We start from the raw sequence: 23,158 nt of genomic DNA, 5'->3' as shown, positions 1-23,158 counted from the left end.
CCGGGACGGTGGGGGCGGTGGGGGCGGTCGGGCCGGTGGGGGCGGTGCGGGCTTCCGGACCGGCGGGGCCGGTGGGCGCCGCGGGGCCGGTCACCGGGTGCGGCGGTGCTGGGCGGCGCCGTTGCGCCCGCGCCAGCGCAGCACGACGTACCCGGCCGCGGCGACCGCGACCACGGCCAGGACCGCCTTGGAGAACAGGCCGACGTACGTCTCCACCGAGTCCCAGCGGTCCCCGAGCAGGTACCCGGCCATCACCAGCACGCTGTTCCACACCAGGCTGCCGATCGTGGTCAGCATGACGAACGCGGGCAGCGGCATCCGCTCGACGCCGGCCGGGACGGAGATCAGGCTGCGGAAGATCGGCACCATCCGGCCGAGCAGCACCGCCTTCGTGCCGTGCCGGGCGAACCAGGCCTCGGTGCGTTCCAGGTCGGAGGCCTTGACCAGCGGCAGTCGTGCCCAGATCGCGTGCATGCGCTCCCGGCCGAACAGGGCGCCCAGCCAGTAGAGGACGACGGCCCCGGCGACCGAGCCGAGGGTGGTCCAGGTCAGCGCCGAGACCAGGCTGATCACGCCCTGGCCGGCGGCGAAGCCCGTCAGCGGGAGGATCACCTCGCTGGGCAGCGGCGGGAACAGGTTCTCCAACGCGATCGCCAGACCGGCGCCCGGCCCGCCCAGGGTGTCCACCAGGTGGGCCGCCCAGCCGGCGAACCCGTCGGCGGGCTGTTGGGCGACGGCGAGGACGGTGTGCGGCATGCGGGGCTCCAGGGTGGTCGGGAGGCCGGCGCTGGTGCGCCCGGCTCTGCCCTCCACGCTAGAAATCGCAGGTCAGCGGCGGTATGCGGGTTTCCGGCGAACCTCCTGCGGAAAACCGCAGCACCGCACGGTGCGGTTTCCCGCAGGGCGTCTCCTGCTACCCGGGCTGAGCGGACCGGCGGTCCAGGACGGCCGTCGTCTCCCGGGTCAGCTCCCGGGCCCGGGCGACGGTGGCCGCCAGCTCGTTCGCCGACCCGCCGGGCGAGGCGAGCAGACCGCGTGCGACCGCGCCGAAGTCCCGCGGCGTGTCCGGCAGCAGCTCCGCCACGGCCAGGGCGCCCTTCTCGTTGAGGCACCAGCGCCGGTGGTGGGCGTACAGGGCCTGGACGAGGATGCCGACGGCGCGGGAGAGGCAGAGCGAGACGTGCAGGACGTCGGCGCGCACGGCACTCTTCGCGGCCGTCTCCAGCAGGAACCCGGCCTCCCAGACGGCCGCGGTGAGGGCCTCGCGCAGCGGCTCCGGATAGTCGGCGGTCTGACGCTTCAGCCGCGCCAACTCCCCGGTGGGGTCGGCCAGCTGCTGTCCGAGGGCGATCTCGCCCGGGTAGCAGGGGGACCAGAAGCCGAGCGGGTGGCCGGCCTGCGTCCCCACCTCGAAACGGCCCTCCCGGCAGTCCGCCCACACCTGCCCGACCCGGTCGAGGTCCCGCAGGATCCAGTCCACGGCGACACCGTCGACCCGGAGCCACGCCCCGCCGTTCACCCAGGGACCCCAGCCGCCCGGGCCGGCCACCTCGACCTCCGGCCCGGCGAGTTCCCGCAGCGCGTCCAGGTCGAGGACGCCGCGGTAGTACACCCCGAGGTCCCAGTCCGACTCCGGCCGCTCCTCGCCACGGGCCCGGCTCCCGCCGAGCATCACCCCCACCACGCCTGGCACACGGGTGAGTTGAGCGGCCATGGACTCGATGATCGCGCGCATGGGGTGATTCTGGCAGGAGCTTCGTCCGGCAGGTGGCTTTTCCGTAGGAGGACGTCCCCACTCCCCGCCACTCTCAACGTATAGCGCACGGGGGGCCTTGCCGCAAGGCCCCGGTGGTGCCGCAGAATCACCGGCTCAGGGACACGGAACCGGGGAGGCCGGGGAGTTGGGCGTGCGAGTGGTGTTGTCGACGTACGGGTCGCGCGGGGACGTCGAGCCGATGGCCGCGTTGGCGCTGCGGCTGACGGAACTGGGCGCCGAGGTGCGGGTGTGCGCGCCGCCGGACGAGGAGTTCTCGGCCCGGCTGGCCGAGGCCGGGGTGGAGCCGGTGCCGGTCGGGCAGTCGGTGCGCTCGCTGGTCAGCGGGCCGCCGCCGGCGCCCTCGGGCATCTCCGAGCGCGCGGCCCGGCTGGTCGAGCAGTTCCACGCGGCGGTGCTCGGGGCGGCCGCGCCGGGCGGCGCGGTGGTGGCCACCGGCCTGTTCCCGGCGGCGGCCGGCGCCCAGGCGGCGGCCGAGCGGCTGGGCGCCCGCTTCACGTACGCCGCCCTCCAGCCGACCGTGCTGCCCTCCCCGCGCCACCGGCCGTTCGAGTACCCGATGCGGCCGCACCCGCCGGAGGTGACGGACCCTCGGGAGCTGTGGGAGCTCGACGCGGCGGCGATGAACGCGCTGTTCGGCGCGGCGGTCAACACCCACCGGGCGGCGGTCGGCCTGCCCGGGGTCGACAACGTCCGGGACCACGTCCTCACCGACCGGCCGTTGCTGGCCACCGACCCGCTGCTCGACCCGTGGACGGTCCCGGCCGGGGCGGGATGGCCGGAGGCCGTGCAGACCGGAGCGTGGATCCTGCCGGACGCCCGCCCGCTGCCCGCCGAGCTGTCGGCCTTCCTGGCGGCCGGCGAGGCGCCGGTGTACGTCGGCTTCGGCAGCATGCCGCTGCGCGACCCGGCCGGTGCCGCCAGGGTGGCCGTCGAGGCCGTCCGGGCGCAGGGCCGGCGGGTGCTGCTCGGCCGCGGCTGGGCCCGACTGGCCGAGGTGGACGGGGCCGGGGACTGCTTCGCGATCGGCGAGGTCAACCAGCAGGCGCTGTTCCCGCGGGTCGCCGCCGTCGTCCACCACGGCGGCGCGGGCACCACCACCACGGCCGCCCGGGCGGGCGTGCCCCAGGTGCTGGTCCCGCAGATGGTGGACCAGCCGTACTGGGCCTCGCGGGTGGCGGCGCTGGGCATCGGCGTCGCCCACGAGGGCCCGGCCCCGACCGCAGAGTCCCTCACCGCCGCCCTCGGCCAGGCGCTCGGCCCCGCCACCCGCGAGCGGGCCGCCGCCCTCGCCGCCGACGTCCGCACGGACGGTGCCGCGGCCGCCGCGCGGCTGCTGCTCGGCTGAGGCGGCGACGGGCGGGGGAGGGGGCGACGGGTGGGGGCGTGCGCCCGGCCGGCCGCCCACGCCCGCGCTTCACGCCGGGAGGCCGCCGCCGATCGGGAGGCGGGTCCGCCCCCGGAGGCGGGCTCGCCTCAGGAGGCGGGCTCCGTGAGGTACTTGGCGCCCGCGTCCGGGAGCGCGTGGCCGTCCCGGTCGAAGAACTGCCAGGAGATCGCTCGCTTCTTCCCCGGGCGGGCCACCACCAGCGCGCGGATGGGGGAGTCGGCCACGGTGACGGGCTGCGGCTCGGTGGAGGTGCCGTCGGCCCAGGTCACCACCACCCGGCCGACGTCCGGGCCGAGCGAGAGCAGCACCACGTCGAGCGGGGCCACGGTGTCGCCCTTGCCCCGGTGGCCGACCAGGCCGCCGCCGAAGCTGGTCCGGCTGCGCGGGTCGACCGTGCCCGGGGCGGCCTGGGTGCCCTCGGAGTCATGGCTCTGCCGCACCCCGTCCACCGTGAAGTAGACGTTGACGACGTCGGAGTCGGGCTGCCGGTACCGCCGGACGTACTCCTCCGTGGGCTCGGACACCGCCGAGTCGTACCGGCTGCGCTCCTTCCACACCGCCATCGCCTGTTCGAACGCCCGCTCCTCCGGGGCCTCCGGCCACAGGGCCTCCCACAGCTGCCACTGCTTGCCGTCCGGGGTCCGGCCCTCGCCGAGCAGCACCCGGACCGGGGTGAGCGGATCGCGCACCGTGGCGGTCCCCGAGGGGGCGGCGGTCGCCGAGGGCGGCACGGCGCCGATGCCCGCCGGCCCGGTCGCCGGGGCGCTCGCCGGGCCGGGGCCCAGCCGGGCCAGGGCCCCGCCGGCCAGCACCACCACCGAGGCCAGCGCCACCGCGCCGACCACCGTACGGCGGCGGTGCCGCAGCCGGCGGCCGCCCGCCACGATGTCCGCCACCGGCGCCGGGCCGATCCGCGCGCCGGCCGCCGCCTCGGCCAGGCCGAGCCCCACCCACAGGTCCCCGCCGTCGTTCACGTCCGTCCCCGTCCCGTCCGGCTCCCGGTTCATGCCACGCCTCCGATGTGTGTCGTGTCCTTGAGTTCCACCAGTGCCGTGACCTGCCGGAGCCGTGCGATGCCCTTCGCGGCGTGGCTGCGCACCGCGCCCGCCGAGCACCCCATGGCCGCCGCGGTCTGGCTGTCGCTCAGGTCCTCCCAGTGCCGCAGCACCACCGCCTCGCGCTGGCGCGGCGGCAGGGTGGCCAGCGCGGCCAGCAGGGCCCCGCGCTGGTCGGAGCGGGCGAAGCCGTCCTCCGTCCGCGCGGCGTCCGGCACCGTGTCGACCAGCAGCTCCGGCGCCCGGCGGCGCCAGCGGCGGGCGTGCTGGTTGACCAGGATCCGCCGCACGTAGGCGTACGGATCGTCGGCGCGGCGCACCTTCGACCAGGCCGCGCAGGCCTTCTCGGCGGCCGACTGCACCAGGTCCTCGGCCGCGTACTGCTCGCCGGCCAGCAGGTACGCCGTGCGTACCAGTCGGGGCCAGACCGCGACGATGAACGCTTGGAACCCGTCGTCCCGATCGCTCTTCGTTTCTCCCATGAGCATCTCCGAGCACCTCCTTCACCCGTCCAGAGCCCGGGGACGGCGCGAAGCGCTTACCGGCGGCCGCGGCGGCTCCAAACCGGTTGGGTACCGGGGGCGGACGCACTACTATCCGCCGGATGATCATTTCTCATGACGTAGCAGGCAGTGGACCCGCCGTGGTGCTGTTGCACTCCTCGGTGTGCGACCGGCGGATGTGGGACGCGCAGTGGCAGCCCCTGATCGACGCCGGACACCGGGTGGTCCGCTGCGACTTCCGCGGCTTCGGCGACACACCGCTCGCGGACGCCCCGTACAGCGACACCGGGGACGTCCTGGCCCTGCTCGACCACCTGGGCATCGAGACCGCCGCCCTGGTCGGCGCCTCCTACGGCGGCCGGATCGCCCTGACGGCGGCCGCGCTGCGCCCCGAGGCGGTCGGCAGGCTGGCCCTGCTCTGCTCCGGCATCCCCGGACACCGGCCCAGCGAGACCCTGCGGGCCTTCGGCGGGCGGGAGGACGAGCTGATCGAGGCCGGGGAGATCGACGCGGCCGTCGAGCTGAACGTCGAGTCCTGGCTCGGCCCGGAGGCCGACGAGGAGACCCGGGCGAACGTCCGCCGGATGCAGCGGCACGCCTTCGACGTCCAGTCGGAGGCGACGGTCGGCCCCGACCGGGAGGACGTCGACCTCGGCCGGATCACCGCCCCCACCCTGGCCGTGTCCGGCGCCCACGACTTCCAGGACTTCCGCGACATCGCGGCCACCCTCCCCACCCTCCTCCCCGACGCCCGCCACCAGGAGCTCCCCTGGGCCGGCCACCTCCCCGGCCTGGAGCGCCCGGCCGAGATCACCGCGCTCCTCCTGGCGTTCCTCGCCGAGGGCACCGCGGCGGCGCGGTAGCGGCACGACGGGCCCCTTCTTCAGTGGGCCCCTTCTTCAGCGGGCCGGTTCGAGGAGGCGGCGCACAGCGGTCGGCGTGTGGCCGAGGTGGTGGCGCAGGGTGCGGGTGAGGTGGGCCTGGTCGGCGTAGCCGAGGTCGGTGGCGAGCGCGGCGAGGCTCGGCTCACCGGCCTCGAGGCGGTCCAGGGCGCGGGCGATGCGGACGTGGTGGCGGTGGTGGGTGAGCGAGACGCCGAGTTCGCGGGGGAAGGCGCGGCTCAGCCGGTACGGGGAGACGCCCAGGTGGTCGGCGAGGGACAGCAGCGTGCGGGAGGCCGGGTGGTCCTCGGCGATCGCCTCGCGGGCCGCCGCGACCAGGGCGCGGTCGCGGACCGCGGACGGACGGGCCGCCGCGGGCGTCGGCCCGGTGGCCGTCCGGCTGACGGCGGTGGCCAGCAGCCCCAGCAGCCGCTCCGTGGCGCCGTAGTCGACGTCCCCCGAGCGGGCGGCGGCGAGGAGACGGCGGTGGGCGAGGGCGAGCCGGGGGTCGACGTAGAGCGTCCCGGCGCCCGACCCGGGGCCCTCGCCGGCGAGGGAGCGCCAGAGCGCGGGCGCCACGTCGACCGAGGTGCACAGATCGCCGCCGCCCGGGTGGGCGAAGCTCTCCTCCTCGTCCGGCGTGCCGAGGTAGCCGAGGTTCGGGTCGAGGTCGGCGGCCACCCCGGCCGCCCGGCGACGGAAGCGGCCGTGCCGGACCAGCACCAGGCGGTAGCCGCGGTGGACCTCGGGCGGGGACCAACGGGTGTGGTCGTTGCGGCAGGAGACCACGCTGATCCGGAAGTCGGGCCGGGTGGCGACGGGTTCGGCGGTGAGCACGGTCGGCAGGGTACGGGCCGGGTCCGACAGCGGGGCGGCGCCGGGTCCGGCAGCGGGGCCGACAGCGGGGCCGGAACCGCGACCGGCAGCGGGGCCGTCACCGGGTCCGGGCGCAAGGATGTTCAAGACCGGCACGGCGGGCCGGAGGCAGGCTGGGCACCGCGATCGCGACAGCCGCCGCAACGGCGGCGGCGATCGCGACGAGTACCACGCATTCACCCGCGACCGCAGGAGCCCGCACCATGTCCGTGCTGAACCAGCCCGCCACGATCGTCCTCGACTGCGCCGACCCGGTCGCGCTCGCCGCCTTCTACCAGAAGGCCACCGGGTGGGAACTCTCCCACAGCGACCAGGACTTCGCCTCCCTCTCCCCGGCCGGGTCCGCGCCCGGGCTGGCCTTCGTCCGGGTGGAGTCCCACCGCGCGCCGGGCTGGCCGGAGGGTGGAGCACGGATGCACCTCGACTTCACCGTCGCCGATCTGTCCGGCGCCGTCGAGGAGTTGCTCGCGCTCGGGGCCGCCCGGCCCGACGTCCAGCCGGGCGAGGGGCAGTGGGTCGTCCTGCTCGACCCGCAGGGTCACCCGTTCTGCCTGGCGCCCGCCACCGCCGGCGACTGACCGTCCGGACCGAGGCGGGCGAGGAGCGTGCGGAGCCGTGCCGCACGCTCCTCGCCTGTCTCGGTGCTCGCGAACCGGGCGTCGCACCAAGGGGGTTCGATCTGCGCACGTGGCGGCGAGACGGCAGGATTCTCCGGATTCTCCGGATTCTCCGGAGCCGCCGGAGCCGCCGGCGCTCCGCCGATCTCTCCGAGCCGTTGCGGTGGCAACGGCCGAAAGCCGGGACTCGAACGCGTGTCGGGAGCCATGATGGCGGGGTGCACTTCACCTCGGAATCCAGCGCGGACGGCGTGACACGGCGCCACTTCACCCTCGACGGCGTACCGGGAGTGCTCTGGCGGCCGGACGGACCGCCCCTCGGCGGGCGTCCGCTGGTGCTGCTGGGGCACGGCGGCGGCGGGCACAAGCTGGGGCCGGGGATGGTGGACCGGGCCGACCGCTGCGTGCGGCGGCACGGTTTCGCGGCGGTGGCGCTGGACGCGCCGGGGCACGGCGAACGGGCGCGCAGCGCGCAGGACGAGCGGTTCGCCACCGAGATCGGGGAGTTGCTCGCGGCGGGGCGGCCGATCAGTGCGTGGGTGGCGCGGCACACGGCGGCCCTCGCGGAGCGGGCGGTGCCGGAGTGGGTGGCGGTGCTGGACGCGCTGGAGGCGGCTGAGGCGGATGAAGGACGGGTGGGGGGACTCGGGCCGGTGGGGTTCTGGGGCCTGTCGCTGGGGAGCGTGATCGGCATCCCGCTGGCGGCGGCCGAACCGCGCATCGCCGCCGCGGTGTTCGGACTGACGGGGCACGCCTCGCAGACGGAGGCGGCGGCACGGGTCGGTGTGCCGGTGGAGTTCCTGCTCCAGTGGGACGGCGAGCTGGTCCCGCGCGAGGGGGCGCTGGCGTTGTTCGGTGCGCTGGGTTCGTCCGAGAAGACGCTGCACGCCAACCCCGGCGGCCATGTGGACGTGCCGGAGCTCGAACTGGAGTCGTCCGAGAGGTTCCTGGCCCGGCATCTGCTCCGGGCGGAGTGAGCGCGGGCCCCGTGGGGTGCGCACCGCCGCCGAGGTCCACGGCCCCGGCGGCGCCGATGCCGGCCGATGCCAACCGTCAGTAAAACTTCGCAAAGGATTTCTCCCTGCAACGAACCTGACGGGCAATGGCTTCAACAGATTGTTGCAGCTCAGCGGCCCGGTGGTCACCCTTCGTGGATTTGGCGTAACACCTCGTGCCCCCTGGACTTCGCAAACCGTAGGAGTACGGTTCCGGAGGAATCGCCGGGGCCGACATCCAGGCAGGCCGGCCGTACCGGAAATTGGTGCGCAGCATGGGTTGGCAACAGGGTGGGGACGGCGCCTCGGTGGCGACCCGTCCGATATCCGGCAGGGTGGTCGCGGAGGTCCTGCGCGGCGTCGCGCAGGTCGATTTCATGCCGTCCGTCGTCTGCGGACTCTTCTTCGTGGCCGCACTGTTCGCGGCCGGCTGGCAGTACGGCCTCTACGCGCTGCTCGGCAGCGCCGTCTCCACCGCCGTCGCGTACGGGCTCGGGCTCGACCGGGAGGCCGTCGGGGCGGGGCTGCACGGGTACAACGGGTGTCTGGTGGCGCTCGGTTGCGCCGTCTTCCTCGGCCCCGGGCACCCGGCGACGGCCGCGATGGCGGTCCTCGGGTCCGCCGTCGCCGTGGTGGTCACGGCGGGGCTCGGGACACTGCTCGCCACCTGGCGGCTGCCCGCGCTGACCGCGCCGTTCTGCCTGGTCACGACCGCCGTCACGGCGGCCGCCCCCGGCTTCCGGAGGCTGTGGAACGGTGCCGGCGCGCCCGCCGCCCTGCCCGTCCCGGCCGACGGGCCGACCGGGCTGAGCTGGGACCAGCTCTGGCACGGCTTCTTCGCGAACATCGGTCAGATCTTCTTCATGCCGCGGTGGTACGTCGGCCTGCTGTTCCTGGCCGGCCTGTTCGCGGCGAGCCGCCTCGCGGGCCTGATGGCCTGCGCGGGAAGCGCCACCGGGCTGCTCACGGCCTGGGTGTTCGGCGCTCCCGGTGAGGCGGTCGGGCAGGGGCTGCTCGGGTACAGCGGCGTGCTGGTCGCCCTCGCGCTGTGCGGGGTGTTCCTGGCACCCGACGGCTGGAGCGCGGCCTACGCCCTGGCCGGCGCGGCCGGCGCGACACTCCTGACCCCGGCGCTCGGCGCGGTCTCCGCGCCCTTCGGCGGGCACGCCTTCACCTGGCCGTTCGTGTTGACCACGATGCTGTTCCTGGCGGCGGTGCCGGCCGTTCCGCGCCTGCGCCGCACCTGATTCCGCAGCCGGCCTCCCCGTATTTTCCGCCTGTCGAGGACTTCGCGATACGCCGAGGACTTCGCGATACGCCGGGGAGTTCGAGGACGCCGGGAACCCGAGGAGTTCGAGAAGTCCGAGGAGTTCCGGTGGCCGGAGGATTTCGGCGCCGGTGGACCGGCGGCTTCGAACGACGCTTTCCGTATGTCATCGGATTCTGGGAAAGGAAGAGTGATACCCGTGAATCTCTCGCCGCGTGAGATCGACAAGCTGTACATCTACGTCGTCGCCGATCTGGCTCGCAAACGCCGCGACCGCGGCGTCAAACTGAACTACAGCGAGGCCTGCGCGCTGATCAGCGAGGCGATCATGGAAGGCGCCCGGGACGGCCGCACCGTCGCCGAGTGCATGGAGATCGGCAAGCAGGTCGTCGGCAACGAGGACGTCATGCCGGGCGTGCGCGAGATGCTCCCGCTGCTCCAGGTGGAGGCGGCCTTCATGGACGGGACCAAGCTGGTCTCCTGCCACGACCCGGTGGGTGCCTGAGCGATGACCCGGCCCCAGAACGCCACCGTGGTGCTGGCCGGCGGGCACGAGAGCGACGGCGGACGGGACCTCGCGGCGCTGGTCGCGACCGGGCCCGCCGTGCACGCCGCCGCCCCCGCGGGCCGTCCGCTCACCGAGGCCGTACGGTCGGCGCTCGGCGAGGCGGGCGACGGGCCGGTCTGCGTCGTCCCGATGACGCTCGGCCGCGACCCCCGGCTGGTCGCCGACACCGCCCGGGCCCTGCGCTGGCTGGCCGCCGACGAGGCCCGCGGACGACTCGTCCTGACTGCCCCCTTCGGCGCCGCCGACCACCTGATCGGCTGGCTGCGCGCCGCCGCCGGCACCGCCCCCGACGGCGCGGCGCTGGTCACCGCCCCGGCGGCGGGCCCGTTCGAGGACGCCGAACTGTTCCGGATCGCCCGCCTCGCCCGCCAGTACGGCCGGCACCGCTGGTTCGAGGTCGCCTTCGACGGCGGCGACCCCGATCCGGCCGAGGGGGCGGAACGCTGCCGCCTGCTCGGCGCCCCCGAGGTGACGGCGGTTGCGGCCTCCTTCGGACCGGCCCTGCGCGCCGCCCTGCCCGGCGTCCGGGACGGCGGCCCGCTGCTGCGGCCGTCCGCCGTCGCCGGGGTGATCGCGGCCCGGACGGCGGCGGCGCTGCACCTGCTCGGGCACGGGGAGGACGGCATCCTGGCGGGCCTCGACGCCGAGCACGGGCACGGCTACGCGCACAGCCACGGGCCGGGCGAGCCGCACAGTCACGGGGCGGGTGAGCCGTACGGCCACGGGGCCGGTGAGCCGCACGGCCGGCACCACCATCAGCCCTCGGGACACCACCGGCACCACAGCCACACCCACGAACCCGCACCCCCACCCCCACCCCCACTCACACCCGCATCCCCACCCGCGATTGCGCACACACCCCCCACGGACCCGGCAGAGAGGAAGGCCAGCCATGTCCGGTAGCGCCGCATACCTGTACGGCGACGACCCGGTGGAGATCAACGCCGGCCGCGCCAAAGCCACCGTCACGGTCAGCAACACCGGCGACCGGGCGATCCAGGTCGGATCCCACTACCACTTCTTCGAGGCCAACCGCGCCCTCGACTTCGACCGCAACGCGGCCTTCGGCAAGCACCTGGACATCCCGGCCGGCACCGCCGTCCGGTTCGAGCCGGGCGACACCAAGGACGTCACGCTCGCCGAGTTCGGCGGCCACCGCCGCCTGGTCGGCTTCGCCAACCTCGTGGACGGCGGCATCACCGCCCCCGACACCCGGGCCCGGGCCCTCGACCGGGCCATCGCCCGCGGCTTCAGGGGCACCGACCTCGACCACAAGGACGACCGCCCGCGGGACTTCCACACGGAGGCCCACCAGGACCACCAGGACCACGGGGCCCGCCGGGCCCGTCAGGAAGGCGACCGCTGATGGCCATCCTCTCCCGCAAGCAGTACACCGACCTCTTCGGCCCCACCGTCGGCGACCGCTTCCACCTCGCCGACACCAACCTCGTGGTCGAGGTCGAACACGACTTCAACCAGGGCCACTACGGTGACGAGGCCGTCTACGGCGGCGGCAAGGGCATCCGCGACGGGATGGCCCAGGACCCGGCCGCGACCTCCGTCCAGGGCGCGCTCGACCTGGTCATCACCAACGTGGTCGTGATGGACGCGGTGCTCGGCGTCGTCAAGGGCGACATCGGCGTCAAGGACGGCTTCATCGTCGCGGTCGGCAAGGCCGGCAACCCGCACACCCAGAGTGGCGTGCACCCGCGGCTGGTCATCGGCCCCGGCACCGAGGTGATCTCCGGCGAGCACCTGATCGCTACCGCCGGCGGCATCGACACCCACATCCACTTCATCGCCCCGCAGCAGGTGCAGGAGGCGCTGAGCAACGGCATCACCACCCTGATCGGCGGCGGCACCGGCCCCTCCGACGGGACCAACGGCACCACCTGCACCCCCGGCCCGTGGAACATCCACCGGATGTACCAGGCCGTCGAGGACCTGCCGGTCAACGTCGGGCTGCTGGGGAAGGGCAACGGCTCGCTGCCCGGCGCGCTGCGCGAACAGGTCGAGGCCGGGGTGTGCGGCCTCAAGGTGCACGAGGACTGGGGCAGCACCCCGGCGGCGATCGACAGCGCGCTCAGCGTCGCCGACGAGTACGACGTCCAGGTCGCCATCCACACCGACACCCTCAACGAGTCCGGCTACTTCGAGGACACCCTGTCCGCGATCGACGGCCGCACCATCCACACCTTCCACACCGAGGGCGCGGGCGGCGGCCACGCCCCCGACATCATGCGGATCGCCGGCGAGCCCAACGTGCTGCCGTCCTCCACCAACCCCACGCTGCCCTACACCGTCAACTCGGTCGACGAACTGCTGGACATGGTGATGGTCTGCCACCACCTCAGCCACGACATCCCCGAGGACGTCTCCTTCGCCGACTCCCGGGTCCGCGCCGAGACCATCGCTGCCGAGACCGTGCTGCACGACGAGGGCGTCATCTCGATCTTCTCCTCCGACTCGCAGGCGATGGGCCGGATCGGCGAGTCCTTCACCCGGGCTTTCCAGACCGCCCACCACTGCAAGGACCAGCGCGGCAAGCTGGCCGGCGACAGCGAGCGCAACGACAACTTCCGCGTCCTGCGCTACCTCGCCAAGCTCACCGTCAACCCCGCCGTCGCCTCCGGCACCGCCGACCACATCGGCTCGCTGGAGCCGGGCAAGCTCGCCGACATCGTGCTCTGGCCGATCAACTCCTTCGCCGCCAAGCCGAAGATGGTCATCAAGGGCGGCGTGATCAACTGGGCGCTGATGGGCGACCCGAACGCCTCCCTGCCCACCCCGCAACCGGTGTACTACCGCCCGATGTTCGGCCAGTACGGCCGGGCCAGGCAGGCCACCCGGGTGTCCTTCATGTCGCAGGCGGCGGTGGACCTCGGGGTGCCGGCCCGGCTCGGCCTGGAGAGCCGGGTGCTGCCGGTGCGGCGGTGCCGCACGGTCGGCAAGCAGCACATGGTGCGCAACGACGCGCTGCCGAAGATCGCGGTGGACCCGGAGACGTACAAGGTCACCCTGGACGGCGAGCCCGCCACCATCGAGCCGGCCCGCGAACTGCCGCTCAACCACCTGTTCTACCTCGCGTGACCGGCACCGGAGCCGGCACTGGAACCGGCATGGGCACGGGCACCGGCACCGAACCCGGTTCGGCGGGCGGCGGCCCGGACGTTCGGGAGAGGCTGGAAGGTCCGGACGGCCTGGACGGCCTGCTGGTCTGCCTCCAGTTGACCGACTCGGCCTTCCCCAGCGGCTTCTACACCCTCTCGCACGGCCTGGAGGGCTACGCCCAGGCCAGGGCCGTCACCCCGGACACCCTGCCCGCGCTGCTCGCCGACCTGCTGCGGCACGGCGTCGGTCCGTCCGACGCCACGGCCCTGGTCCTCGCCCACCGGGCGGCCACCGCGGGCGACTGGGGCCAGCTCGCCGAGACCGACCAGCGGCTGCACGCCACCAGGCTCAACCGTGAGCTGCGCCTGGCATCCACCCGGACCGGCCGCCAACTCCTGGACATCGCCCGGGAGTCGGTGGGCGGCGAGGCGCTGGAGCGGTACGCCGGACTGGTCGCGGAGAAGCGCGCCCCCGGCTGCCAGGCCGTGGCGGCCGGGGTGGCCTACGCCTCGGCCGGCGTCCCGGTCGAACAAGCCGTCACCAGCGACCTGTTCGCGTTCTGCGCCAGCTTCGTCGGGGCGGCGCTGCGGCTTCGGCTGACCGACCACCGCAAGGCGCAGGTCGTACTGCGGGCGGCCTCCCCGGTCATCAGGGAGGTCGTGTCCGCCGCCCTGGTGCGGGAACCGGCGGACCTCGGCGGCTGCGTGCCGGTCGCGGACGCCATGTCCGGGCGGCACGAACGGGCCGAGGCCCGGCTGTTCATGAGCTGAACCCCGACACACGTACAACGAACGACCAGAGGAGGAGAGTTGACCGAGAACGTGCTCCGCGTGGGCATCGGCGGCCCGGTGGGATCCGGAAAGACGGCGCTGATCGAGGCGCTCGTCCCGGTACTGATCGCCCGCGGCCACCGCCCGGCGGTCATCACCAACGACATCTACACCCAGGAGGACGCCCAGCACGTGCGGCGCACCCTGGCCGGGATGCTGGACCCCGAACGCGTGGTCGGCGTCGAGACCGGCGCCTGCCCGCACACCGCCGTCCGGGACGACCCGACGATGAACCTCGCGGCCGGCGCCGAGATGCTGGAGCGCTTCCCGGACGTCGACACCCTGCTGTTCGAGTCCGGCGGCGACAACCTCACGCTGACCTTCAGTCCGGTCCTGGTGGACCTCTTCCTCTTCGTCCTCGACACCGCCGAGGGCGAGAAGATGCCCCGCAAGCGCGGCCCGGGCATCACCGAATCGGACCTGCTGGTCATCAACAAGATCGACATCGCCCAGTACGTCCGCGCCGACCTCGGGGTGATGGAGTCCGACGCCCACCGGGTGCGTGAGGGCGGTCCGGTGGTCCTCACCAACTGTCTGACGGGGGAGGGGCTGGAGGAGATCGCGGCCTTCCTGGAGACCTTCCGCAAGGTCGCGGCGTGACGGCTTCCGCCGCTGCGGCGGCCTCGGCCGAGGAGGCTCCGCCGGCCGGAGCGGTGCCCCGGCTCGACCCCCGGCACTACGAGCCGGCCCGCGTCCCGTACGAGGTCCGCCGCCATGCCGGGACGCCCGACACCCTCGGCGTCGGGCGCCCCGGCAAGGTCGGGCTGCTGGAGCTGGCCTTCGAGCGGATCGGCGCGCGCACCGAACTCACCGGTCACTACCAGAAGTCACCACTGCAGATCATGCGCCCGCTGTACTTCGACCCGGCCCGCCCCGACCTCGCCGTCACCTTCCTGATGTCCACCGGCGGCGGCATCCTCCAGGCCGACCGGCTCCGCACCGACCTGCACTGCGGGGCCGACACGGCGGTCCACCTGACCACCCAGGCGGCCACCAAGGTCTACCGGATGGAGCACGACTACGCGACCCAACTGGTCGACCTGACAGCCGGCCCGCGCGCCTACGTCGAGTACCTGCCCGAACCGGTCATCCCGTTCGTCGACTCCCGCTTCTACCAGCGGACCGTCCTCACCGTCGACCCCGACGCCACCGTGCTGGCCGGCGAGACCGTGCTCGCCGGCCGCCTCGCCCGGGGCGAGCGCAACGCCTACCGGGTGTTCGCCTCCGACCTCGAAGTCCGGCGCCCGGACGGTGGGCTGGTGGCATTGGACACCGTGCGGCTGGAACCCGCGCGGGCCGGGAACGGCGGGAACGGCGGGGTCACCGGGCCCGCGGTGCTGGCCGGACACGACGTGATGTCCAGCCTGTACGTCCTCAGCCCGCTCGCCCCGGCCGGCCGGATCGCGGACGTCCTGCACGAGGCGGTGGCCGGCCGTGGCCAGGGGCACGGCGACCTGCTGTACGGGGTCAGCGTGCTGCCCCAGGACAGCGGCGCCTGGCTGCGGATGCTCGGCTCCGACACCCGGACCTGCGCGGCCGCCCTGCGCGCGGCCTGGGACGCGGTGCGACGGCTGCTGATCGGAGTGCCGGCGCCGGAGCTGCGGAAGACGTAGCAGCGGGGCCCGGGGACCGCTCGTGATCTTCTTCCGGATCCGGTACAACCCCGGGGCGGGATGCGGAGTCCTGTACGGCGTGAACGAGGATGCGAGACGGGATTGCGCGCCGGACGAGGCGCACGGGGTCGGGTCCGGCGACGTGCCCGAGGCAGCGCCGGGCGAGCGCGGGTCGGACGACGCGGCGAAGGCGGTGCCGGACGACGGAGCGCGGGCCGTACCGGAGGCCGTAGCGGACAGCGCGCCGACCGGGCCGACGACGCCGCCCCCACCCGCCCGGCGCTGGATCGACCAGCGGATCAACCGCCGGAAACTGCTGACGGGGGTCGCGGGCCTGGTTGCCGTCGCAGCGGCGGCAGGCGTCAACGAGTGGGTCCGCCGGAGCAACTCCCACGGCCCCCGGATCTGGCACACCACCGCCGCGAGCGGACGGCTGGAGCTGACCACCGGCCGGCAACCCGCCCTCTACGTCTCGGGGTTCGACGGCACCGTGCGCGCCCTCGACCCGCGCACCGGCGAGGTCCGCTGGAGCCACACCGTCAGCACGCCCCACGACGCCGAAGCACAGGGCGGCTGGCCGCTGGCCGCCGGGGACGGGGTGGTCTGCGTGGCCACCGACACCCATCTGCGGGTCCTGGACGCGCAGTCGGGGGAGCAGCGCTGGGAAGCCGCCGCACCCTACTGGTCCGAGGCCGCGGGCAAGCAGCGCCCGGCCGTCGGCGGCGGCAGCGTGTTCGCCGCCCACGGGAGCGCCGTCCGCTGCTACGAGCTGACCACCGGCGACCCGCGCTGGACGGGCCCCGTGCTCCACGCGGCCTCCCTGGCCCTCGACGGCGACACCGTCTACGCGGCCGGCACGTCGGCCGGGGTCGTCGCCCTGGACGCCCGCACCGGCGGGCAGCTGTGGGAACGCAAGGTCGTCGCCAACAGCCCGCTCACCGCCCACCGGGGCGCCCTCCTCGTCACGTCCGAGTCGATGGGCGGCACGATCGTCGCCGCGCTGGACGGGACGACCGGTGACAGGCTCTGGGAATCCTTCCAGCACGGGGACCCAGGCCGGCCGGCCGCCCTCGGCCGGACGGTCTACATGGGCAACGGCGACCGGCTGTACGGCCTGGACACCGAGACCGGCGACTGGGTCTGGAAGGCCAACGCCTTCACCGGCCGGGCGGCAGAGGCCCCCGCCGTGGTCGCCACCGACGGCGGCGTCTACGCCGCGACGGCAGAGGGCCGGCTCTGGGCGTTCGACCCCTCGACGGGCGCGATGCGCTGGCAGGACGACTCGCAGCGAGCCGGCCGGGTCTCCCTGGCCGCCGCGGGAGGGACGGTCTACCACAGCAGCCCGGGCGGCGTCGTCGCCCTGGGAACGCAACCCGCACCCCCGGCCGCCTGACCGGCCTCAGGGCCCGGCGGTGAAGTGCGCGACGGCCCCGAGCCCGTCCCCGGCGGCCTGACGGACCTCGGGATCCGGGTCGGCGAGGGCGGCTCGGAGGATCGCCGTGGTCTCCGGACGGTCGGGCCACTGCCAGGCCAGCATGGTCAGCGCCTGGGCACGCACCTCCGGACTGGGGTCGTCCGCAGCGTGGGCGCGAACGAGGTTCTCGGCCATCTCGAAGTCCGCCACCGCATAGCAACTGAGCGCCGTGGCACGAACCATGGGGTGAGGGTCCTCGACGGTGCGATTCAGGAGGAACCGAGCAGTACTACGGCGCGAAACGTGCTGTTTGGCGAGCAGACTCAGCGCTATTTGCCTGAGGAGGAACGACTCTGCGTCAGCAGCCACCCGGGTGAGTACCGTGATTCTGTCAGGTGTGCTCGTCGCCGTGGCGGTCGTGATGTGTGTGGGGTTGCCGGCAGTGGCGATGTTCCACAACAAGGCCCACACGTCAGGGTGGTCGGGCCATCCGTGACAGAGCTCGCTGACCGTTACCGCTTGGATCACATCCGAGGGGTCGTTCACCGCGCGGTCGAGAAGCAGAGTGAGAGCCTGGTCGGTCGTGGGCCAGACTTGCATGAAGTTCTGGACTGCGATCATACGGATGATCTCACTGCTGCCGTTGACCGCGATTTCCCGTAGCTGTGCGGTGCTGTCGGAACGCTTCGGCGGGTTCGCCAGGAGTTCGACGGCGAGGTCGTGGTAGTCCGGCGATTCCTCGTCCTCCGTGGTGCGCTGGAGCAATGTGCGGGTATCCGGATGATCGAGCCACGCTCCGCGGAGCAGGCGTAGCGCGGTGGTCCGAGGCTCGGGGGAGGGATCCGCGGTCGCGCGATCCACGAGGAGTGGCAGGACATCGGGATGTTCCGCCCACCTTTCGACAAGAAGTTCCAGAGCGCGGGCACGTGACGATGCATCGGGGTCGTCGACCGCATGGCGGGACACCAGCGGGAAGACGGCACTGTGTTGGGGCCACCGCCTCGTCAGTTCGGTCAGGGCCTGAAGGCGAACGTTCGCTCGGCCATGGCCCGAGAGTTCCAGGAGTGAGGACGTGATGTCGGGGTGGGTGGCCCAGCGGCGGGCCAGGGATCGGATGGCAAAGGTGCGAATTGTTGGATGGCCGAAGGTCGCGAGGGCAAGGGAGGAACCGATGGCTGAATGGAACGCCACGGCCACTGCCGCTGCCGAGGTGCTCATCTGGGAGAACTGCCCTTGGAGATGGAACCAGCGGAGATAGCGCTCGTGTCCGGCCCGGGCCGTGGTCGCGATCAACGCGGCCAGCGCGGAGAACATCGGATCGGTGTCGCGTACGAACCTTGCCTCCAGCGCGTCGATGGCGGAGTCGACCGCCCGGTCGCTCTGTGCTTTCAGCAAGCCGATCTTCCGCACCTCGGCGAGCGCCTGGAAGGCCAGGACCAGCGAGCCCTCGTCCCGCCGGTCCAGCAGGTGGTCCACCACCTTCCCGGCGTCCGCCTCGCTCAACTGGTTGACCACCAGCAGCAGCACCTCGTGCCACGCCGGGTCGTCCGCCCGCCGGGCGAAGACCTCCTGGATCAGCTCCTCCGGCGTCCACTCCCTCCTGACCGTGTACCGCTGGAAGATGTCCGCCGCCGCGAGGTACTCGAGGAACGCCCGGTGGACGAAGCCGTACACCTCGCTGCCGTACCGGGCGAGGATGAAGTTGCGTTCCCGGAGCTGGTTCCGGAGTGTGCGGGCGGCGGCGAGGCACTGGTGGGGGAGGTAGCCGAACTGGGTGAAGTAGTCGCGGAAGACGGCCTCCAGCTCCTCCGCGTGGATGTGGTTGCCCGCGATGCCGCCGGTGCCTTCCTGCATGCGGCGGGCCAACAGTCTGAGCAGTTCCAGGCGTTCGCGGTCGTCCAACAGATCGAGGACTTCGGCGGCACCGGGCGTGAGCGGGACGTTCAGGTGTTTGGTGTCGCGGTCCCAGTGGGCGACGAGGACGCGTACCGCGTGCTCGTAGACGCCCTGGCGGTCGCGGGGCAGGGCCTGGCGGCGGCCGATGATGGCGAGGATGGTCAACAGCAGGGGGTTGCCGGCCAGTTCCCGGATGGGGCGGGAGGCTTCGACGGCGGTGGTGATGCGCTCGACGAGTCGGCCGGTGAGTTCGGCGTCGGTGGGGCAGGCGATGGCGTACCAGCGGCGGGCGAAGTCGGCGATCCGGTCCGGGTCGAGGTCCTGGAGCATGAGTTGGGTGAATCCGGCGCCGCTGAGCGGGCCGCGCTGGTAGCCGATGACGCGCGAGGTCACGACCACGCGTGCCCGGTCGTAGCGGGCGGCGAAGGCGGCGATGCGTTCGGCGGTGGCGGCCCGCACACCGGGGTCGAAGAGTTCGTCCAGGCCGTCGAAGACGACCACGGCCTCGCCCCGGGAGAGGAGTTGGCGCAGTTCGGGCCCGGGGAGGGACATTCCGGCGACGGCTTGGCGGTGGTCGAGGAAGTCCTCGAACGTCCGCTCGCGCCACTGCCCCTCGGCGTACTGGCGCAGTTCGACCACCAGTGGCACCAGCCCGTCCAGTGCGGCGAGCGGGCCGTCGGCGTCCTGGACGAGGGTGAGCGCGATGTACCGGGCGAGGGTGGACTTCCCCGCTCCCGGGTCGCCGAGCAGGACCACCCGCGCCCCGCGCGGCCCGGCGAGGACGGAGAGCACGTCCTCCGTCGGCCGGTTGAGGTATTCGGTGCGCAGCCGTTCGAGAGCGGACTGTCCGAGGTCTCCGGGTAGTGACTGCTCGGTGAACTCGCCGCTGGCGAGGAGTCGTTGGACGAGTTCGCGCGGCAGTTCCACCGGTGGCGGGTCCTCCCGGACCTGCGGGGTGACGAACACTTCCCGCAGTTCGACCGCCGGGTGCTCGCCCTGCTCGGAGAGCGGGGTGAGCACCTCCAGGTCGAGCCGGCCGTAGGTCTCCCGGACCCGCCGGGCGTACGCGGCGCGGGCGTCGGCCATGGACTCGGCGGTGACGGTCGGCCCGACCGTCTTGGTCAGATTGACCGTGCGGGCCTGGATGACGTCGCCGTTGACCGTGCCGGAGATGTCGTTGACCGTCGAAGTCTCTGGATCGCTCCCCACCCGGCCTAGGCTAGCCGTTCCACGAACTCCCGCTGCTCCGGCGTTTCGACGGCGTGCCGGTCGTAGTGCTCCCGCACGTACGCCACCGCTTCCGCCGCCGGGACGCCGTCCAGGACGGCGATGCGGGCGAGGCTGGTGCCCGTGCGGCCCCAGCCGCCGGCGCAGGCGAGTTCGACGCGTTCGGTGGCGGAGCGTTCCCAGGCCTCGCGGAAGGCGTCGGCGGCGTCCTCGGGGTCGGCGGGGAGGCCGAAGTCGGGCCAGCGGACCCAGCGGTGCGGCCAGTCGGTGCGGGGCGGCCGGTCGTCGTACAGGTAGAGGGCGAAGGTCGGCAGGGGGCCGGGCGGCAGGGGGCGGCTGAGGCCTCGGCCGCGCAGGAGGCGGCCGGAGGGCAGGCGCAGGATGCCGGGGGCGTTCGGGTCCCAGGTGGTGGGGTCGGTCATGTCGGCCTTCCTCGGGAGGGGTTCGGGGTCAGGATGCCGCGTGGAGTCCGACGGGTCCGCGCGGCAGGCCGGCCCGGTGGGCGAGGGCGGCGGCTTCGCCGCGGGAGGAGACGTCGAGTTTGGCGAGGATGTTGGCGACGTGGAACTTCACGGTCGACTCGCTGATGTGCAGTGCCGCCGCGATGTCCCGGTTGCGGCGGCCGCGGGCCAGCTGGTCGAGGACTTCCAGTTCGCGCGGCTGGAGGCCGTCGAGGGGGTCGGTGGCGAGGGCGGGTTCGGGCAGGGCGAGCGGGAGGTCGACGGTCACCGTGGTGCCCCAGCCGGGGACGGCCTCGACCCCGTGCCGCCCGCCGAGGGTGGTGATGCGGTCGACGGTGCGGTGGACGGTGAGGGCTTCGGCGGTGAGCAGGCCGAGGCCGTCGCCGCGGACCACGGCGCGCAGCCGTCCGTCGGCGGTGAACTGCCAGCTGACGTGCAGCCGGGTGGGCTTCTCCTGCTCCAGCATCAGCAGCACGGCGACCCGGACGGCGTCGCGGGCGGTGTGCGCGGCGTCGGCGGGGACGGAGCGGTCGGCCTCGGCGGGGGGTGCGACGTCGAGGTGGACCCGGGTGTGCCGCAGCAGCGGGCGCAGGTCGCGTACCAGCCGGGCGAAGGCGGCGTCGGCGGGCTGTTCGCTGAGCGTGCGGTCCAGTTCGGCGCCCTGGCGCAGGTCGAGGAGGGCGGTGACGGCCAGCTCGGTGGCGTTGCGCCGGGCCGTGGCGTCGTCGAGGTCGGCGGAGCGCAGTGGCGCGAGGATCGCGGTGAGGGCGGCGCTGTGGGTGCCGGTGAACTCGGCGATGGCGCGGGCACGGGCGTTGGCGGAGGTGCGGGAGGTGGCGGCCTGGGTGGGTGCGGCGTCGGTGGCGCGGTGGTCGGAGTGGGCGACCATCAGGTCCCACAGTTGTTGCAGGACGGCGAGTGCTCCGGCCGGTACCGGCGTGGCGCTGGTCCGGACGAGTGCCAGGACGGCGCCGCTGCCACTGTTCGGGGTGGCGGTCACGACCACCACCGGCCGGGCCTGACCGGCGAGTTCGGCCTCGCCCTGCCAGGGGTGGCCGGCCGGGGCGGTTCCGGCGGCGCGTTCGGCCAGTCGGGAGAGGTCGAGCGAGCCGATGGCCGCGATCAGTTCGGGCGGGCCGTAGCCGTGTACGGGGCTGAACGTGCAGACGCCGCTGAGCTGGGCGAGTGCGGTGTGCGGGACGAGGGTGGCGAGTACGGCGGACAGCCGGCGCAGGAGGTCCGGTCGGGGCGTGCGCAGCACTTCGAGCGCCTGGGCCAGCGCGTCCTCGGGGCGCCCCCAGTGCTGCCGCCAGGTCTCGTCGTCGCCGGCGGTCCCGGCGGTCCCGGCGGTCCCGGCGGTACTGATGGTGCCGATGGTGCCGTCCACGCCGCTCATGTCCCCCGTGTTCCCCATGTCCCCCATGCCCCTGCTCTCCCCTGCTCTCCCCTGCGCGCCCCGCGCCGCCCGCGCTGTCGCGATGCCGCTGCCGTCCAGCCTAGTTCGGGAGCCGCCGTTCCCGCCTGGCCGTTCGGACAGGTCGAACCGGCCGAAGGGCCAGCCGGAGAGCGGCCGTCCCGGCCACAGGATGGAGGACGTCGGAGGAACCCAACTTCCCGTAACCGGAGGACTTTCCATGACCAAGGCGATCGCCTTCCCCGAGTTCGGCGGCGCGGACGTGCTGCGCCCGATCGACATCGAACTTCCCGCTCCCGGCCCCGGCCAGGTGCGGGTCGCGGTCCGCGCGGTGGGTGTCAACCCGCTGGACCGCAAGCTGCGCACCGGCGAGCTGGCCGGGCTCTTCCCGGTCGTCTTCCCCCATGTCGCCGGTTTCGAGGTGTCCGGTGTGGTCGAGGCCGTCGGCGCGGAGGTGCGCGGCTTCGCACCCGGCGACGAGGTGTTCGGCGCGCTGATGGGCGGCGGCTACGCCGAGCACGCGCTGGTGGACGCCGCGACCCTGGCACACAAGCCGGCCGGCCTGGGCTGGGCGGAGGCCGCCGCGATCCCGGTGGCGGCCGAGACGGCCGAGCGCGCCCTCGCCGTCCTCGACGTGCGTCCCGGCCAGACCCTGCTGGTGCACGGCGCGGCCGGCGGGGTGGGCACCGTGTTGCTCCAGTTCGCCCGGGCGCGCGGGATCACCGTGGTCGGCACGGCGAGCGAGTCGAACCACGACCACCTGCGCGAGCTCGGCGCGATCCCGGTGACGTACGGGGAGGGCCTGGCCGAGCGGGTGCGGGCCGCCGCCCCGGGCGGGGTGGACCGGGCGCTGGACGCGGCCGGGCGGGGCGGGGTGCTGCCGCTGTCGATCGAGCTGACGGGCAGTGCGGACCGGGTGCTGACGATCGCCGACGTTCCGGGGGCGCAGGAGCACGGCGTCCGCTTCACCGGTGGCGCGGAGGGCGTCGAGCCGTTCTACGGCCGCGCCTTCGCGGCCGCGATCGCCCTGCACGAGGCGGGCACCCTGCGGCTGCCGCTGCACCGGGTGCTCCCGCTGGCGGAGGCGGCCGAGGCGCAGCGGATCAGTGAGGCCGGGCACCTGCGCGGCAAGATCGTGCTGACGGTGTGACCCGCGGCCTGACGGTCCGACGTCCCGCCCGCTGTCCGGTCTGACGTTCCGGCAGCCGTCCACTGCCCGTCCTGTCCGTGTCTGCCCGTTTTACCTCCGTTTTGCATCGGGCTCGC

The 23,158-nt window shown here is 73.9% G+C and carries 22 protein-coding genes; 14 read left to right on the top strand and 8 right to left on the bottom strand.

All coding sequences use genetic code 11. From position 1 onward, the window contains the following. Positions 1 to 90: 90 nt before the first annotated feature. Together ACWD4P_RS06065 and ACWD4P_RS06060 are read right to left on the bottom strand one after the other, a co-directional pair. Positions 91 to 756, bottom strand: coding sequence for a DedA family protein (locus ACWD4P_RS06065; RefSeq protein WP_359829525.1), 666 nt, complete (start codon positions 754 to 756; stop codon positions 91 to 93). Positions 757 to 913: 157 nt separating this feature from the next. After that, the gene (locus tag ACWD4P_RS06060; protein WP_449778720.1) at positions 914 to 1,735 is read right to left on the bottom strand and encodes a nucleotidyltransferase domain-containing protein; all 822 of its coding nucleotides are present in this window, start codon (positions 1,733 to 1,735) and stop codon (positions 914 to 916) included. 172 nt (positions 1,736 to 1,907) lie between these two features. Here ACWD4P_RS06060 and ACWD4P_RS06055 point away from each other — a divergent pair, with 172 nt between their 5' ends. Continuing rightward, positions 1,908 to 3,122, top strand: coding sequence for a glycosyltransferase (locus ACWD4P_RS06055; protein ID WP_449778719.1), 1,215 nt, complete (start codon positions 1,908 to 1,910; stop codon positions 3,120 to 3,122). A gap of 128 nt (positions 3,123 to 3,250) precedes the next feature. On the opposite strand, the gene ACWD4P_RS06050 is transcribed toward ACWD4P_RS06055, so the two are convergent. Beyond that, complete coding sequence (locus ACWD4P_RS06050; protein ID WP_449778718.1) at positions 3,251 to 4,171, bottom strand: hypothetical protein; 921 nt, start codon at positions 4,169 to 4,171, stop codon at positions 3,251 to 3,253. Further along, the gene (locus ACWD4P_RS06045) at positions 4,168 to 4,701 is read right to left on the bottom strand and encodes a SigE family RNA polymerase sigma factor (RefSeq protein ID WP_449778752.1); all 534 of its coding nucleotides are present in this window, start codon (positions 4,699 to 4,701) and stop codon (positions 4,168 to 4,170) included. Before ACWD4P_RS06045 ends, ACWD4P_RS06050 begins: the two co-directional genes overlap by 4 nt. Positions 4,702 to 4,823: 122 nt before the next feature. Between ACWD4P_RS06045 and ACWD4P_RS06040 the strand changes: the two genes are divergently transcribed. Then, on the top strand, positions 4,824 to 5,585 hold the full coding sequence (locus ACWD4P_RS06040; RefSeq protein WP_359826777.1) for an alpha/beta fold hydrolase: 762 nt from the start codon (positions 4,824 to 4,826) through the stop codon (positions 5,583 to 5,585). A gap of 36 nt (positions 5,586 to 5,621) precedes the next feature. Here the strand turns inward: ACWD4P_RS06040 and ACWD4P_RS06035 are convergent, their stop codons facing one another. Further along, entirely contained in the window at positions 5,622 to 6,440 is an 819-nt protein-coding gene (locus tag ACWD4P_RS06035) for a helix-turn-helix domain-containing protein (RefSeq protein WP_449778717.1), read from the bottom strand. Positions 6,441 to 6,682: 242 nt separating this feature from the next. Here ACWD4P_RS06035 and ACWD4P_RS06030 point away from each other — a divergent pair, with 242 nt between their 5' ends. The 11 genes from ACWD4P_RS06030 (at position 6,683) to ACWD4P_RS05980 (ending at position 16,873) form a co-directional block, all read left to right on the top strand. Continuing rightward, complete coding sequence (locus ACWD4P_RS06030; protein ID WP_449778716.1) at positions 6,683 to 7,057, top strand: VOC family protein; 375 nt, start codon at positions 6,683 to 6,685, stop codon at positions 7,055 to 7,057. Between the two features lie 257 nt (positions 7,058 to 7,314). Beyond that, on the top strand, positions 7,315 to 8,073 hold the full coding sequence (locus ACWD4P_RS06025; protein ID WP_449778715.1) for an alpha/beta hydrolase: 759 nt from the start codon (positions 7,315 to 7,317) through the stop codon (positions 8,071 to 8,073). A gap of 293 nt (positions 8,074 to 8,366) precedes the next feature. Beyond that, positions 8,367 to 9,338, top strand: coding sequence for an urea transporter (locus tag ACWD4P_RS06020; RefSeq protein WP_449778714.1), 972 nt, complete (start codon positions 8,367 to 8,369; stop codon positions 9,336 to 9,338). A gap of 219 nt (positions 9,339 to 9,557) precedes the next feature. Further along, positions 9,558 to 9,863 (top strand): urease subunit gamma, encoded by a 306-nt coding sequence (locus tag ACWD4P_RS06015; RefSeq protein ID WP_359826764.1) that lies wholly within the window; start codon positions 9,558 to 9,560, stop codon positions 9,861 to 9,863. 3 nt (positions 9,864 to 9,866) lie between these two features. Further along, positions 9,867 to 10,829: a sirohydrochlorin chelatase gene (locus ACWD4P_RS06010; RefSeq protein ID WP_449778713.1), complete on the top strand. Its 963-nt coding sequence runs from the start codon at positions 9,867 to 9,869 to the stop codon at positions 10,827 to 10,829. Further along, on the top strand, positions 10,819 to 11,292 hold the full coding sequence (locus ACWD4P_RS06005) for an urease subunit beta (RefSeq protein ID WP_449778712.1): 474 nt from the start codon (positions 10,819 to 10,821) through the stop codon (positions 11,290 to 11,292). The genes ACWD4P_RS06010 and ACWD4P_RS06005 overlap by 11 nt, the downstream gene beginning before the upstream one ends. Then, positions 11,292 to 13,016: an urease subunit alpha gene (gene ureC / locus ACWD4P_RS06000; protein WP_359826755.1), complete on the top strand. Its 1,725-nt coding sequence runs from the start codon at positions 11,292 to 11,294 to the stop codon at positions 13,014 to 13,016. The genes ACWD4P_RS06005 and ureC overlap by 1 nt, the downstream gene beginning before the upstream one ends. A gap of 29 nt (positions 13,017 to 13,045) precedes the next feature. After that, the gene (locus tag ACWD4P_RS05995; protein ID WP_449778711.1) at positions 13,046 to 13,807 is read left to right on the top strand and encodes an urease accessory protein UreF; all 762 of its coding nucleotides are present in this window, start codon (positions 13,046 to 13,048) and stop codon (positions 13,805 to 13,807) included. A gap of 39 nt (positions 13,808 to 13,846) precedes the next feature. Then, positions 13,847 to 14,467 carry an urease accessory protein UreG gene (gene ureG / locus ACWD4P_RS05990; RefSeq protein ID WP_449778710.1) on the top strand — a complete coding sequence of 207 codons (621 nt, stop codon included), beginning with the start codon at positions 13,847 to 13,849 and terminating at the stop codon, positions 14,465 to 14,467. Continuing rightward, positions 14,464 to 15,480: an urease accessory protein UreD gene (locus ACWD4P_RS05985; RefSeq protein WP_449778709.1), complete on the top strand. Its 1,017-nt coding sequence runs from the start codon at positions 14,464 to 14,466 to the stop codon at positions 15,478 to 15,480. The genes ureG and ACWD4P_RS05985 overlap by 4 nt, the downstream gene beginning before the upstream one ends. A gap of 142 nt (positions 15,481 to 15,622) precedes the next feature. Next, positions 15,623 to 16,873: an outer membrane protein assembly factor BamB family protein gene (locus ACWD4P_RS05980; RefSeq protein WP_449778708.1), complete on the top strand. Its 1,251-nt coding sequence runs from the start codon at positions 15,623 to 15,625 to the stop codon at positions 16,871 to 16,873. Positions 16,874 to 16,879: 6 nt separating this feature from the next. Here the strand turns inward: ACWD4P_RS05980 and ACWD4P_RS05975 are convergent, their stop codons facing one another. The 3 genes from ACWD4P_RS05975 to ACWD4P_RS05965 form a co-directional block, all read right to left on the bottom strand. Further along, on the bottom strand, positions 16,880 to 19,876 hold the full coding sequence (locus ACWD4P_RS05975) for a HEAT repeat domain-containing protein (protein ID WP_449778707.1): 2,997 nt from the start codon (positions 19,874 to 19,876) through the stop codon (positions 16,880 to 16,882). A 128-nt stretch (positions 19,877 to 20,004) separates the two neighbouring features. Then, positions 20,005 to 20,439 (bottom strand): protein-tyrosine phosphatase family protein, encoded by a 435-nt coding sequence (locus tag ACWD4P_RS05970; protein WP_449778706.1) that lies wholly within the window; start codon positions 20,437 to 20,439, stop codon positions 20,005 to 20,007. A 28-nt stretch (positions 20,440 to 20,467) separates the two neighbouring features. Further along, positions 20,468 to 21,901 carry a LuxR C-terminal-related transcriptional regulator gene (locus ACWD4P_RS05965; RefSeq protein ID WP_449778705.1) on the bottom strand — a complete coding sequence of 478 codons (1,434 nt, stop codon included), beginning with the start codon at positions 21,899 to 21,901 and terminating at the stop codon, positions 20,468 to 20,470. A gap of 211 nt (positions 21,902 to 22,112) precedes the next feature. On the opposite strand from ACWD4P_RS05965, the gene ACWD4P_RS05960 reads away from it, so the two are divergent. Then, positions 22,113 to 23,042: an NADP-dependent oxidoreductase gene (locus tag ACWD4P_RS05960; protein WP_449778704.1), complete on the top strand. Its 930-nt coding sequence runs from the start codon at positions 22,113 to 22,115 to the stop codon at positions 23,040 to 23,042. The last annotated feature ends 116 nt before the right edge of the window (positions 23,043 to 23,158 follow it).

This window comes from Kitasatospora sp. NPDC002543 (assembly GCF_053594915.1).
Note: the sequence above shows the minus strand (reverse complement) of the source record. Positions and strands in the feature narration are given on the sequence as shown.

Excerpts from the sequence above, each read along its gene's own strand:
- ACWD4P_RS06065 (WP_359829525.1), bottom strand. The coding sequence starts at position 756 with ATGCCGCACACCGTCCTCGCCGTCGCCCAACAGCCCGCCGACGGGTTC.
- ACWD4P_RS06060 (WP_449778720.1), bottom strand. The coding sequence starts at position 1,735 with ATGCGCGCGATCATCGAGTCCATGGCCGCTCAACTCACCCGTGTGCCA.
- ACWD4P_RS06050 (WP_449778718.1), bottom strand. The coding sequence starts at position 4,171 with ATGAACCGGGAGCCGGACGGGACGGGGACGGACGTGAACGACGGCGGG.
- ACWD4P_RS06045 (WP_449778752.1), bottom strand. The coding sequence starts at position 4,701 with ATGGGAGAAACGAAGAGCGATCGGGACGACGGGTTCCAAGCGTTCATC.
- ACWD4P_RS06040 (WP_359826777.1), top strand. The coding sequence starts at position 4,824 with ATGATCATTTCTCATGACGTAGCAGGCAGTGGACCCGCCGTGGTGCTG.
- ACWD4P_RS06030 (WP_449778716.1), top strand. The coding sequence starts at position 6,683 with ATGTCCGTGCTGAACCAGCCCGCCACGATCGTCCTCGACTGCGCCGAC.
- ACWD4P_RS06020 (WP_449778714.1), top strand. The coding sequence starts at position 8,367 with ATGGGTTGGCAACAGGGTGGGGACGGCGCCTCGGTGGCGACCCGTCCG.
- ACWD4P_RS06010 (WP_449778713.1), top strand. The coding sequence starts at position 9,867 with ATGACCCGGCCCCAGAACGCCACCGTGGTGCTGGCCGGCGGGCACGAG.
- ACWD4P_RS06005 (WP_449778712.1), top strand. The coding sequence starts at position 10,819 with ATGTCCGGTAGCGCCGCATACCTGTACGGCGACGACCCGGTGGAGATC.
- ureC (WP_359826755.1), top strand. The coding sequence starts at position 11,292 with ATGGCCATCCTCTCCCGCAAGCAGTACACCGACCTCTTCGGCCCCACC.
- ACWD4P_RS05995 (WP_449778711.1), top strand. The coding sequence starts at position 13,046 with ATGGGCACGGGCACCGGCACCGAACCCGGTTCGGCGGGCGGCGGCCCG.
- ACWD4P_RS05975 (WP_449778707.1), bottom strand. The coding sequence starts at position 19,876 with ATGGCCGACGCCCGCGCCGCGTACGCCCGGCGGGTCCGGGAGACCTAC.
- ACWD4P_RS05970 (WP_449778706.1), bottom strand. The coding sequence starts at position 20,439 with ATGACCGACCCCACCACCTGGGACCCGAACGCCCCCGGCATCCTGCGC.
- ACWD4P_RS05965 (WP_449778705.1), bottom strand. The coding sequence starts at position 21,901 with ATGGGGGACATGGGGAACACGGGGGACATGAGCGGCGTGGACGGCACC.
- ACWD4P_RS05960 (WP_449778704.1), top strand. The coding sequence starts at position 22,113 with ATGACCAAGGCGATCGCCTTCCCCGAGTTCGGCGGCGCGGACGTGCTG.